Origin of the sequence: Chitinophaga sp. RAB17, from assembly GCF_052114225.1 — a bacterium.
GTDB lineage: Bacteria > Bacteroidota > Bacteroidia > Chitinophagales > Chitinophagaceae > Chitinophaga.
On record NZ_JBFREI010000006.1, the window covers coordinates 313,479 to 327,342 of the forward strand.

9 protein-coding genes and 1 tRNA gene are annotated in these 13,864 nt (G+C 44.9%); 9 read left to right on the plus strand and 1 reads right to left on the minus strand.

All coding sequences use genetic code 11. From position 1 onward, the window contains the following. Nucleotides 1–501 precede the first annotated feature (501 nt). The gene (locus AB4Z08_RS21020; RefSeq protein WP_441575746.1) at nucleotides 502–1,245 is read right to left on the minus strand and encodes a hypothetical protein; all 744 of its coding nucleotides are present in this window, start codon (nucleotides 1,243–1,245) and stop codon (nucleotides 502–504) included. Nucleotides 1,246–1,621: 376 nt separating this feature from the next. Here AB4Z08_RS21020 and AB4Z08_RS21025 point away from each other — a divergent pair, with 376 nt between their 5' ends. The 9 genes from AB4Z08_RS21025 to AB4Z08_RS21065 all read left to right on the plus strand — a co-directional run bounded on the left by AB4Z08_RS21025 (nucleotide 1,622) and on the right by AB4Z08_RS21065 (nucleotide 13,823). Beyond that, a complete protein-coding gene (locus AB4Z08_RS21025) occupies nucleotides 1,622–2,959 on the plus strand; it encodes a hypothetical protein (RefSeq protein ID WP_441575747.1) in 1,338 nt (445 codons plus the stop codon). After that, nucleotides 2,958–3,029, plus strand: a tRNA-Lys gene (locus tag AB4Z08_RS21030). The genes AB4Z08_RS21025 and AB4Z08_RS21030 overlap by 2 nt, the downstream gene beginning before the upstream one ends. A gap of 248 nt (nucleotides 3,030–3,277) precedes the next feature. Next, a complete protein-coding gene (locus tag AB4Z08_RS21035; RefSeq protein WP_441575748.1) occupies nucleotides 3,278–3,766 on the plus strand; it encodes a GNAT family N-acetyltransferase in 489 nt (162 codons plus the stop codon). 147 nt (nucleotides 3,767–3,913) lie between these two features. Next, complete coding sequence (locus tag AB4Z08_RS21040; protein ID WP_441575749.1) at nucleotides 3,914–4,504, plus strand: RNA polymerase sigma-70 factor; 591 nt, start codon at nucleotides 3,914–3,916, stop codon at nucleotides 4,502–4,504. A 96-nt stretch (nucleotides 4,505–4,600) separates the two neighbouring features. Further along, complete coding sequence (locus AB4Z08_RS21045; protein WP_441575750.1) at nucleotides 4,601–5,590, plus strand: FecR family protein; 990 nt, start codon at nucleotides 4,601–4,603, stop codon at nucleotides 5,588–5,590. Between the two features lie 370 nt (nucleotides 5,591–5,960). Beyond that, nucleotides 5,961–9,362, plus strand: coding sequence for a SusC/RagA family TonB-linked outer membrane protein (locus AB4Z08_RS21050; RefSeq protein WP_441575751.1), 3,402 nt, complete (start codon nucleotides 5,961–5,963; stop codon nucleotides 9,360–9,362). A gap of 12 nt (nucleotides 9,363–9,374) precedes the next feature. Beyond that, entirely contained in the window at nucleotides 9,375–11,198 is a 1,824-nt protein-coding gene (locus tag AB4Z08_RS21055) for a RagB/SusD family nutrient uptake outer membrane protein (RefSeq protein ID WP_441575752.1), read from the plus strand. A 201-nt stretch (nucleotides 11,199–11,399) separates the two neighbouring features. Continuing rightward, nucleotides 11,400–13,514, plus strand: coding sequence for an outer membrane beta-barrel protein (locus AB4Z08_RS21060; RefSeq protein WP_441575753.1), 2,115 nt, complete (start codon nucleotides 11,400–11,402; stop codon nucleotides 13,512–13,514). Nucleotides 13,515–13,631: 117 nt separating this feature from the next. Further along, on the plus strand, nucleotides 13,632–13,823 hold the full coding sequence (locus AB4Z08_RS21065) for a pinensin family lanthipeptide (protein ID WP_441575754.1): 192 nt from the start codon (nucleotides 13,632–13,634) through the stop codon (nucleotides 13,821–13,823). The last annotated feature ends 41 nt before the right edge of the window (nucleotides 13,824–13,864 follow it).

The following is a 13,864-nucleotide window of genomic DNA, read 5'->3' on the forward strand; positions in this document are numbered from 1 at the left end:
TAGAGGCAGACGCAGACGCACAACGATAGTATATAGAGAAGCCGGGACAGATAGTATACAATGACTATCTGTTCCGGTTCTTTTTTAATCCCGTCGTTTTGGGCGTTCCTGATTTTTCAGATGCCCCCAATTTAAAAGCCTGTTATGGGATCAGGTTGAAAACCTGGGGGAGTATAAATTATACGCTTTTAAGATATAGTGCATTAGGAACACACATCATTATAGTCATCATTACCTTTTCACTATGTAGGCTCCGTCGAGCCTATGCTTAGCACCCGCTAAGTACCTATAGAAGCCCTGCAGGAGAGGTGGACTTGATGCGGGGATGAGCTTCGGATGTATAATCCCGATGAAATTGAATCAGCAGATGAAAAGAGGTGAGAACCGGCCATAGCAGAGCTACTTCAGTACCAGGCTGTAGTTGTGGAAAAAGATATACTATTTAAAGAAAGCGGGTATAAAGGGTTTATTCATCAAAATATCTCCGGGGGCAGGATCGCTTTATTCCAGTTGAATGATAGCTGGATATGCGTATGTATAGGTAAGGTTGGGAAGTAATATTTTCCGCTTTGGGTTGGGTCGTTTATGAGCATATTTGGGTACTTGTGGCGCTGCCACCGCAATGATATCGGCAGCCATGTATTGTCTGCTGCGTGATGGGCCATCCCTGTACATCGCTCTTACCTGGAAAACTACTACCAGTGAGCCCTTCCCGGGTACCTCCAGCGAAACATTTGTTTCCTGGAAAGTGGTATCCGTATCTATCATGAGCGTAACCGTTTCGCTACCTGCCACCTGACGTGATATAAAATCAATACGCGTAGCGATCACTTTTACTTCCAGGGCAGTAATACCTTTATACCCGTCGATGGTTTGTGCGGGAATATTTAATACTCCGTTACTCAAAAGCCGGGGAGCCACCGGGAAAAAACGATCTACTCCGGTATGCTGATTGAAGCGGAAGCCAGTGATGGCGGCGTGATGATCGCCGGCAGCAATGAGCAGCCTGTTGAGGCGGTTGATGTGGCCACCGTCACAATGGATATCCAGGTTACTGTAGAAAGCCTTACGGATAAAAGCGCCTTTCCTGCTGGCGATGCCAAAGCGGCGGGATGCGCGGCGGGTAGCAGCCGTTTGCTGCACGCTTTCCGGCATGGAGCGCAGGAAGTATTTGCCATTGCGCTTATACCCAATGAGAGGACCGAGTTTTCCCGTAAAGGAAATGATAGACATTTGTTTTGCCATGGGAGATTATTTTGATTACTATAAATATAACATAATTCGGGGAACGTGTTTGCGGGACAGGTTGAAGATTAACTAAAGGGAGTGTATGGCGTATTATATAATATTCAAAGATAGTGTAGTAGGGATTTGAGAATAGCAAACGCGAGTGTATGGGCATTTAGCCAATATTGAAAAAAGATATTCCCCCGTTTTCAACTTGATCCCTGTTATGCTGAGTTAAAATAAAAATTTCCTCTTTTTTTAAAATAAAATATACTGCGCAGGTCAGTTGCGCAGTATGGTATGCATCTTTGTATCGCAGCATTTATTATGTGCTGATAAAAAAATAAAGAGGTACATATATTTTTTTTAACTTACGATTAAACAATTATTGGCGTTGACACTGGAAGCATTATACGAAACAATTCATCTGCGAAAAAGACCGGAAGATGTAGCCGCCCTGATACAGGATGTGCTGGGTTCCCGTTTGAGCGTAGCCGAAGCGGAGATATTGCAAAAAGCGGTGGCAGCAGCCTTGCGCAATACGGTGTGGAAGTATACGGCTATGCTGGAACAGTTTGCAAAAGTAATAGGTGCGGAAAAGCAGGTGCGTAAAGCGATCGAATTGTTTAAACTGGACATTACACCCGGGGCAAACGCCTATGATGACCCGGAAGTTGTTGCGGCGTTTATAGCTACTGTTAGTCCACTGATACATAAGAACCCGGGATTTAATGATTATAAAACGGATCGGCTGAATCGTGAGGAAAGAGCGGCTGCCGGCCTTGATATTTCCAGACGCCAGTACAATAAACTATTTCGTTGCCTGCGCTTCCTGGAAAAGAAGCTGAATACCCTGATCCGGGAACGGAAAAAAAGTTTTTTCCAGCGGGCAGGTAAGCATGCTTTTGCGGAAGATATTTCAAAGGAAGATTTTATGGCGGATGTAAACAGCGCTTGTTTCATCGCCTATTATACGGCCCGTTGTAATCTGCGTAGCGAATTTACGGTGAGTGGGCAACAACGGCCCTACGATGAAATTGCTGATATGCTTTTTCAGCGTTGCCTGATGGGAAGGAAGACTACCAACTGGTGGGCAATAGCGCAGGTATATGCGAGGCCGGAGGTATTGGATAAGTTGTCCGGTGAGCAGCAGGGTGCCTTACTTGGCAAGTGGACTTCCCTGCTGGAGCAGGTAGCCGTTTTTTTAGGAGAGCTGTGGGCGCAGAATGATTTTAACCGCGCCACCATGACGGTTCGGCTGGGAAATGATTCTACCACCTGGAACAATACCGCCAATGCCTGGAATAAGGCAAGAGACAACTGGATGAACCTGATCTATGCGCTGGGAATGGAATTTGTGTTGGAGGAGATGTGTTTCGGAAAGGCGATGCGGTTGATAGCGGGAGATGTGGCTGCCTGGCATCAATCAACAGGCAGTACCGGAGATCCGAACCTGCCGGTATGGAATACGCTGCCCCTTCCCTGGGAAGTACTTTCGGGAAAGACAAACTGTAATCTTGCTATGGTGTTGGAAGCCTGCAAAGCAGCGGGACTCGATCCGGAAAAATCCGGCTGGATAGCGCCAAGAGCGCATGGAGTAGTGCCTTTCCGTCCTACACCAGAACTGGTACATGGTGTCACCGTTTCAAATCCCTATCTTGCAAAAATATTAAAACAGCATAAATACTTTTCAGGGAAAGACACTAAACCGTTGTTTCCTGAAAATAACTAACGGAGTAGTTCAGTGGTAGAGCTTCCGGCACTTATCCGGATAGACGCAGGTTCGAGCCCTGCCTCCGTTTCAACGATCAGGTACTCAGCAGATAGCAGGGTACCTGATCGTATTTATCAATATCGTCGCTAATGGAATCGGCACCGACACGTTTGCATCAGGAAATTAAAAAAAGTAACCGGATAGTTGATTTTTTTAATTTAGTGAGATGTCTCCTGTACATATAATAAGAGCAAGGCAATAAAAAGATATCATTCTCTTAAATTATTCAGATCAGCCGTCTTTTAAAACTGTTACGTAAAGATCAACTTACAAGCTATGACCATTTACCCAATGACAGCTGATCATGCAGCAAGTGTCCTCCGTATTTATGAGGAAGGTATCTCTACCGGAAATGCAACATTTCAAACTACTGCTCCTTCCTGGGAAGATTGGGATAAATCTCACCTGACCACTTGTCGTATGGTGGCAATAGAAAATGATGAGGTGATTGGTTGGGCAGCGCTTACTTCAGTCTCCGACAGATGTGTTTATGCAGGTGTAGCAGAGGTAAGTGTGTATGTTGCTTTGAACGCAAATGGGAAAGGGGTCGGAAAAACTTTAATGCAAAAGCTGGTAGAAGCGAGCGAAGAGAATGGTATTTGGACACTTCAGGCTGGTATCTTTCCGGAAAATACCGGTAGTATAAAAATCCATAAAGCCAATGGCTTCAGAGAGGTAGGCAGACGGGAAAAGATCGGTAAAATGGGGGACCGTTGGCGTGATACCCTGCTACTGGAAAGACGAAGCACCAAAGCAGGTATCTGACCGGTGGATTTGCGTAGGTATAATTGCAACATTTTTATTGTTATGTCCCGTTTACCCCGCATCGCAGATGCGCCTGTTCTACGTATTGTATATTAATATTATTATCATTATCTTGGATGAATTGTTTCAAAACACTTTTGTAAAGCCATGGGGGAGCCTGTAGAGGAAGGGTATAAAGCCACCACGTTATTACAGCCAGCCGTTGCCGATCTTGAGCTGGTATTTAAAGAGTGCTACGCAGTTCTCCTGGCTTATGCCTGTAAGTATGTATTGCGCGAAACTGCTGAAGACATTGTACAGGATGTTTTTGTACAAGTACACCGGAAAAGTGCGTCCCTGCACATTACCACCAACATCAAAAGCTACCTGTTTCGGAGTATTCACAACAGTTGTCTGGATTATATTAAGCACCAGGCGGTGCATCAGCGTTATGTGAATGCGGCTTTGCCCGCCCTTACCGCCGCTGAACTGGATTATTTTAATCCGGATGGTTCCCGGCAAAGCCTGCTGGAGCAGGACAACCTGGAGGCCAGCGTATGGCAGGCCATAGAGGAATTGCCTCCTAAATGCCGGGAAGTGGTGAAGCTCCGTTATCTGGAGGGACTTAAAACCGGCGAAATCTCTGCTGCCATGGGCATCTCTTCCCGTACTGTAGAAACACAATTATATAAGGCCATTAAGCAGCTTAGGGGTATGGTCCGTAGGGTAAATTACCTGTTCTCTTTTATTTTATTATAGCCTGTAGCCCCGTTTTTGCCCATCTTTCTTCTTTCTGAAAAAAAATATAAAAATCCTGTACGTAGAAATTATCTTCTTGTCGTCTAAATAAATGACATGTCACCACACTACAATACGAACGACTTGGATTATACGATTTTAATTAAATTCCTGGACGGGCAGGCAAGTCCCGAAGAATCAGTCCTGGTGGCTGCCTGGTTAAAGGCTTCCCCCGATAATCAGGCGCTGTATTTTCAGATAAAAGACATATTCGACCAGCAGCTGGCAGCAAAGATCACCGCCGCAGATGCAGATCAAAGCTGGCAGCAGGTAATGGCGCGATTATCGGCAGCTGATCCACGTATGTCCCCGGTAAAGCAGTTTGGCTGGCTGAAGTATGCAGCGGCCATCCTTATGCTGGTACTGGCAGGAGGAATCGCTACTTACCTGTTTATGCATACAGGTTCCAGGCAGGCGCCTTTGATAGTGCTGGTATCGAAAAAAGGATCTGTACAAACGGTATTGCTGCCAGATAGTACCCGGATATGGGTAAAGCCGGGAGGGCTGGTGAAAATGCGGAATGTAAAAGAAGGAGGCGGACGTGAAATATGGCTGGAAGGCAGTGCTTATTTTGAAGTAGTGAAAAAAGCAGAGACGCCGTTTATGGTACATATGCGGGATATGACTGTGACAGTACTGGGTACCTCTTTTACCGTAAATGAAAATAACCGTCATACTGCTGTAGTAGTAAATACCGGGTTGATTAAAGCAACAGCCTTTAACCGGGAGTTATTGGTGCATCCGGGTGAAAGAGGGATGGTTGTAGATAGCCAGATACAGATGGATCATATAAACCCGCAGTTGTATGCTGCCTGGAAAGATGGGGATTATAAATTTGAGAACACATCTATAGACGAAATAAAAGATCTTTTGCGCGCGAACTACGGATATGAAATGGAAATATTACAACCAGAAAAATTCCGGGATACCCGGATCAGTGGACGGGTACTGATAACAGATGAAGTCAGTTTATGCAGATCATTGGGTGCTATGCTGGAAGCAGGTGTGCGTAAAGAAGGTAACCGGATTATTATTCAACCAAAATAAGTGTAACTAAATCAATGTATCGTCAGATGCCTGTCAGGTAATCATTCATTTAATCTGAATTTTCCTGTTTTGAAAATCCTACGTATTGCAGCCTGGTGGGGCAGGTATAGTGGTTTTATGTGCCATACCGGTTGAAATAGTTATCATGTAAACCGAACCGGGCCCGCGTTACGTATCTATCTTATCAACGAAGTACTGAGCCGGTATTGGAATACGTACAACTTTAGAAACCATATTATAATAACAGTGACAATTTATAACAATGACAACGCGTAACGCAATGATATCTGTACCATTTTAATGAAGTAGTCTTTAACCAAATATGTAGTCTTTAACCAAATATGTAGTCTTTAACCAAAATTTTTCCGTTATGAAATTTGGATCTCTACGGCATTGCCTGAAGGGAGTGGCTGGCCTGTGCATTGTACTGAGTGCTACGACTTCGTCTTTTGCGCAGGATGCAATGGCCGGCATCCAGGAACAAACCAACCAGGAACGCAGCAGAAACAGTTCTCCTGATGCAGGGCGGACGCAAATGATACCGCTGAAGGATGCCCTGGAAAAAATTTATACCAAATACCAGCTCAGGATTGCACTCAACGAAAAGTATGCAAAAGATATTTATCTGCCTGACAAGGTATTGAAAATGGACCCGGAGAAAGTAGTTCCGTTTTTGCAGAAATCATTGCAGGGGCATCATCTCACCCTGAATTCAATGGGCCCTTCCCAGTATGTGATTACACCGGCAGAAAACCACGCTGCTCCTGCCGTACATAAACCGGCAGTAAAGCTGAAAGTATCCGGTACGGTAAAAGATAAACTGGGCGCCCCGTTGCTGGGCGTAACGGTGAAGATCGTGGGCACACCTACCGGTACTACTACCAATGAAAAAGGCTACTATGAACTGGATGTGGAACCTACAGATATACTTGAGTTTTCTTACATCGGCTATCAATCTCAACAGGTAACGGTGAGAAATAAGGTAGACATCAATGTGGAGATGCTCGCAAAAGAAGGTGGCCTGAATGAAGTAGTGGTGGTAGGATTTGGTGCACAAAAGAAAATCAGCCTGGTAGGGGCGCAGTCAACTATAAAACCGGAAGAACTGAAACTGCCGGTGAGAAGTCTGACGAATGCACTGGGAGGACGGCTGGCAGGTATAGTAGCCGTGCAACGGAGCGGTGAACCAGGCTACGATGGCTCCGACATCTGGATACGTGGTATCTCCACCTTTGGGTCCAGTCCGCGCGGCCCACTCATCATCGTAGACGGTGTACCGGATCGTAGCATCAATGACCTCGACCCTGAAGATATCGCCAGCTTTACGGTACTGAAAGATGCTTCCGCGACTGCTGTATATGGTACCCGTGGTGCCAACGGCGTAATCCTGGTGAATACCAAAACAGGTAAGCCGGGAAAGCCGCAAATCAATATGGAATTAAACCAGGCGATTACAAAATTTACACAGCTGCCTAAGTTCGTGGATGCGCCCACCTTCATGAGATTGTATAATGAAGGTTTGCAGATGAGAGGAAGAACACCTCTTTATACAGAAGAACGGATACAGCAACATGCTTCCGGCGAAGACCCGGATCTGTACCCTAATGTAGACTGGTTCAATGTGCTGTTTAATAAATGGGGACAGAGCAGAAGAGCCAACCTGAATGTACGTGGGGGATCCGAATTTGCGACCTATTATATTTCCGCTGGTTATTATTCGGAAGTAGGTTTGCTGAAAAGGGATCATGTACAATCATATAATTCAGATATTAAACTGGACCGATATAATTTTACAACAAACGTAGATGCCAATATTACCAAAACAACCAAGCTTGAATTAGGTGTAAACGGTTTTATCATTAACAGTAATTATCCTGGTATTGGTACCAACGCACTGTTTGATCTGGCTACCCAGGTGCCGCCTCACCTGATACCGCCGCAGTATTCCAACGGGCAATGGCCTAAAATCCCCGGTGGTAGCTATCCCAGCCCATATCGCAATCTTACACAATCCGGTTATGCTACAGAATACCGTAATACCATCCGGTCTAATATAAGGCTCCGGCAAAATTTCGATTTCATCCTGAAGGGCTTGTCATTTACCAGCATGTTTGCTTTTGATGCTTATGGCTGGAATAATCTTAACAGAAAAAGAGAAGTACAAACATATTATGCCACCGGACGGGACTCTGCCGGAAATCTTCTTACAAAAATTGTAGACCCCGGATCCAATGTGCTGGGATTCGATGTGGCAAGAGGAGGAAACCGCCGTTTTTATACAGAAACGGCGTTGAACTATGCCAACAAATTTGGTGATCATGATGTATCCGGTTTACTATTGTATAATCAGTCGGATTATATTGATGCGGACGCCGGCACCCTCATTTCTTCTATTCCCTATCGCATAAGGGGTTTGAGTGGAAGGGGTACTTATGGTTATAAGAACCGCTATTTTGCAGAAGTTAATTTCGGTTACAATGGTTCCGAAAACTTTACACCCAACAAACGATACGGCTTGTTTCCTTCTTATGGCGTTGGCTGGGTGGTATCCAATGAAAGCTTCTTTGCACCGATCAGTCATGTCCTCAGTTATTTAAAACTCCGGTATACTTATGGTTTATCCGGTAACAGTAATACCGGATCAAGATTTTTGTTTCTCACCAGGATAAAGAGCGATGGCGGTCTTGGTTATACTTTCGGCGTACCGGGTAACACTACCGGCTACGGCGGCTTACAGGAAGATCAGATCGGTTCTGAGGTGAGCTGGGAAACAGGTAAACGGCAAAACCTGGGCATCGAAATAAAAGCATTGCATGACGACCTGTCGTTGATTGTGGAACTGTTCAAGGAACGCAGAACAGGTATCCTGCTTAGACAATATGATATTCCTTATGCCTCTGGTTATACCAGTGATAACATCCCCTACAGAAATATAGGTATCACAGAAAACAAAGGTATTGATGTAACCCTTGATTATAATAAATCATTCTCCAAAAATTATTGGGTGGGCTTCAGGGGAAATTTCAACTTCAATATCAACAAGGACGTGTATGATGGATTACCACCATGGCAGTATCCCTGGCTGAACCGTACCGGACATCCCATTGATCAGCGCTTTGGGTATGTAGCCCTTGGCTTGTTCGCTGATTCCGCTGATATCACGAAATCGCCCAAACAGGCAGGAGACGTGCGTCCGGGAGATATTAAATATAAAGACCTGAATGGAGATGGTATCATCAACAGCTATGATCAGCAGGCGATAGGTTATGGTTCAGTCCCCCGTATTGTATATGGACTTAATTTCAGCGTGGGAGTGAAAGGATTTGATCTGAGCCTGTTTTTCCAGGGTGTGGCGATGGTAGATTTTATGTATAGCGGTGGCCATGCCACTAATCCTTTTTATGAAGGACCTACTATCGGTAACCTATATACGATAGCAACGGATCGTTGGACACCGGACAACCCCAACAGCCGGCCCTTCTATCCAAGAATGTCAACCCGGCAGGATATTACCACCAACTATTATGAAAGTACCTGGTGGATGAAAAAGGCAGGCTATGTCCGTTTGAAAAGTGCGGAGTTGGGTTATACTTTCAGCAGCGACAAATTACAGCGATACGGATTGAAGAGTGTACGCACTTATGTGAATGGAACCAACCTGTTTACCATTTCGCCATGGAAAATATGGGACCCGGAACTGGGTGATGGCAGGGGCACTGCTTATCCTAACATGACTTCATTCAATTTTGGTATCCGCGCTAATTTCAAATAAAACTGAATCACTATGATGCGTCATTTCTTCAAAAAAAATATCCTTTTGATACTGTTGCCGGTATTGTTGGCAGCTGGTTGTAAGAAAGGATTTCTCAATACAGTACCGGATAATATCACCACGCTGAAAGATGTATTTACCAATAGAGCCATGACCGAACAATGGCTGGCACGTATCTACAATCCTATGCCGGATATGTGGAACCAGCCTTACAGCGTTCCATGGACAGGTCAGTGTGATGAAGTGGACTATGCCTGGGTACAACCCGGTATTAACTCCGGTGCTATCACGGCAGATAATGCCAGTCCTTCCTATTGGAATGGTTATTACCAAACGATCCGGCAGGCGGCTATCTTCTTAAAAAATGCAGATCAGAATAAGGAAATCCTGGCCCAACCGGGTGGTGAACAGTTACTGAAACAGTATAAAGCAGAGGCGCGCTTTTTAAGGGCTTACTACTATTGGTTGCTGATGCGACAATACGGACCCGTGGTGTTGATGGGAGAAGAGCCAAAGTTGCCGGAAGATGATTTCCAGATACCGAGAAGTCCCTGGGATGAATGTGTAGCCTATGTATTATCAGAAATGGATAAGGCGATGCCGGATGTGCCGGTACAACATATGAATCCTGTTGACCCCACACAGCCGGATGTAACGCAAACAGGCCGTATCACCAAGCCCATCATCCTGGCGGTGAAATCGCAGATACTGTTATATAGTGCCAGCCCTTTATTCAATGGCAATAGCGAGATGAGCAACTTTAAAAACATGGATGGTACTGCTTTGTTTAATCCTTCCTTTGACAAGGAAAAGTGGAAGAATGCCGCAGATGCAGCTAAGGCAGTAATAGATCTCAACAGGTGGGAATTATATACGGTTGCAGATGCAGATCCGTTCCGCGCTGCTTTTCTTTCCTGCCGGAATTTATTCTTCGATGGCTGGCAGAAGGAAGCTATCTGGATTCGTACCAACTCTGATCATGTGGGCAACTGGGAGCGGCATTGTTCTCCCAGATGCGCTAATGGCGCTGGCTGGAACGGTATCGCTGTTACCCAGGAAATGGTGGATATATTCCGTACTGCGGGTGGAAAGGCGATTACAGATAACAGTAGCGGCTATACGGAAAATGGATTTACCGCTACTGCCACTCCTTATTATGTTAGTGGTACTTCCAATATGTATAACGGAAGGGAACCCAGATTTTATGTAGATGTAACCTTTAATGGGTCTGTTATTCCAGTGGTGCCGGAAAATGGCCAGACAAGAGTAGAGTTTTTCTTTACCGGTAATTCCGGCAAGAACGGCGCTCCCAGGGATTGGCCTACAACAGGATATACCGCCCGTAAAAATATTCACCCCAATACTGATTTCAGAAGCGGCAGAAGTTTTTCCCGCCCGGCGATGATGATCCGTCTCGGTGAAATTTACCTGAACTACGCAGAAGCATTGAATGAATACGATCCGGGAAATCCTGATATTCTAAAATACCTCAACAAAATCCGTAACAGGGGAGGACTTGCCGATATGGCCGCAGGGGCTGGTCAGGCAGAGATGCGTAAACAGATTCACCTGGAACGCCAGATAGAACTGATGTTTGAAGGACATCGCTACTGGGATGTTCGTCGCTGGAAAGTGGCGAATACACCGGAGCAACATCAGGGCGGGCAATTCCACGGTATGAATATTGAAAAAGGAAGTTCCCTGTCTGATCCTGAATTTCATAAAAGGATTGTGGCCTTCACCAGGGCCGAATGGAATAATAAATTTTATTTTTATCCGGTGCCTCAGAGTGAAATTGACAGAAATAAAAAGCTGGTACAGTTTCCAGGGTATTAACGGAGATGAAGAACGTTTAAGAAGATGTAATAACAGCCGGCTCCCGCTTTGCGAGCCGGCTTTATTGTGAATATATTAATTTGCAACATAGTTGCAAATTAATATATTTGCTTTCTTTAGCAAAGCATCATGATAGATCTATACTACCCTGTTAAGCTATTTCCCATTTTACTAATTGTCATATGGCTGCTTGCGCTACCTATGCAATTACATGCACAGGTAGCGCCGGGAGACAGCTCCATTAAAAAAAATGTTACGGATAGCCAGCAAACAGTACTACGGCCGTATTCGCAGCTCCGTACCATTGATATACGCGCCAGCACGCCACAGGTAAAAAAGGAGCTGGACCGGCTCATTTATGATGTACAATCAGATCCTGATCACCGCAGCCAGTCGGTATTGGATATACTGGCGAAGGTACCCCTGATCACGGTAGACGGAGAGAATAATATTAAGCTGAAAGGACAGGGTAATTTCAAAGTATTTATTAACGGCAAACCATCTGCTATTACAGCCAGCAACCCCAAAGAGGCATTGAGAGCCATGTCTGCGGTAAACATTGCCAGCATAGAAGTCATTACCACGCCGCCTGCTAAATACGATGGAGAAGGATTTACCGGCATCATTAATATTGTAACGGTAAAACAACGGAATGATGGATATAATGCATCTGTGGGAGTGGGGTTCAATAAGGTGAGTGGCGTTGGCCAGAACTATACCTTGCAGGCGAAAAAAGGAAAGTGGGGGATCAGCAGTACCGGGTATTTATATGAAGACCTTAAAAGAACCAATGCCACCAGTCTGTATCAGCAAAGTACCACGGCAGTGCTGCGCCAGGAAGGTACTACTGCCTATCACAGTATTTTTGGAGGCGCCTCACTCGAAGCCAGCTACGAAATAGATTCCCTGCAACTGCTTACCAGCGCGGTATCTGTATATAAAAGCAGGGACTATTATCTCACCAGTCAGTATACGTCAACGTCTGGCACTTCCTATCAGTATACCAATAATCATCATTTATACGATAATAGTCTGGATATTTCGGTTGGATATGATAAGGCAGCCCGGCGCAATAGCAAGGAAATATTTTCACTGGGATATCGCTTTCATCACAGTCCGCAACAACTTGCCAATAGCGTATTTTACGAACAGGTAACAGGTGAAAGTTTAACGGACTTCGGACAGCAAAATAATAATCACCTGGATGAACATACGTTGCAGGCCGACTATGTGTTGCCATTGTCCTCCATCCAGATAGAAAGCGGTATAAAAGGGATCTGGAGAGATGGGAACAGCAAATACCTGTTGGATGAACACACGGCCGGCCCCCCCGGCTTCCTATACAAACAGCAGGTATATAGCCTCTACCATTCCTACCAGCTGAATACACCTGTATTGGCGGTGAAAGCGGGAGCACGGCTGGAGTATACTGCGATGGATGTCTGGTATGGTACCGGGAAAAGTATCGTGGCCACTTATTATAACCTGATACCCGTGCTTTCCCTGCAGCATGATTTTCCAAACAGCAGCCTGTCGTTCGGATTTACCCGACGGTCAGAACGGCCAGGTATAGAACAACTGAATCCATTTATAGATAAGCGTAATCCCAACCAGTTTAATACTGGAAATCCTGCCCTTCGCCCGGTGATGCAAAATAGTGCAGAACTCTCTTTCCTGGCGGGTAAAAAAGTAAGTTATCACCTGATCGGCAGTTTTCTTTTTGCCAATAATACGATTGAGAAGCTGACCAATTTCACCGATAGTAATGCGATTACTACCTATAAAAATATAGGGAGTAACAGGGACCTTCATTTGAATGCCGGCTTTAGCTATCCACTCAGTGCACAGCTCAAAATAATAATGAATGCTGATGCGGGTTATGCATGGCTTAAAGGTAGCGATGGGGAAAATAGCTATCGCAATAGTGGTTTTATCGTATCCGGATTTTTAAATCTTCAGTATAAAATAGCGGACTCCTGGCGGCTGACTACCACGCTTTATGCCATTACGCCCTCTGTTAGTTTACAGGGAAAAACAAATGGTAACCTGGTACATACAATCAGGGTTAATAAAGAACTATTTAAAAAGAAGGCAACAGTGACATTCTCTGTCAGTAATCCGTACAGTAAATACCGGTACATCCGTACAACGCAGACTGGTGGAGCATTTGATCAGCTGTCAGTACAGCAGCTCAACTATCGTAACTACGGCGTTAGCTTTACCTATACCTTCGGAAAATTATCTCAGGCCATCAGGAAAAATCAACAACTGATCCGTAATGATGATGTGAAAACGGCATCCAAAAAAAGTAACTAAAATATTTGTTTATTTATTTGCAACGTAGTTGCAAATAATATATCTTTATAGCGTTGCAACAAGGGAGCGCCGAAACCCTGGATAACAGTAGGCATCAAACTTTTAAAACCTTATTTCATGAGAAACAATTCAAACAGCATCAAGCTTAACCTGGAAGATTTACAACTGGAAAGTTTTGTAACCAGCATTGACAGCGAAATGGCACAACGCCTTGCAGGTGGCCTGGGTAGTCTGGAACACCCAACACATACACAGCCTACTGACACAGATGATGTACCTCACGCAAAATGCACAACTGTAATTTGCTAAGCAGCATGGTATTTACAAGTGGGATGCACCTTTATGGTTGC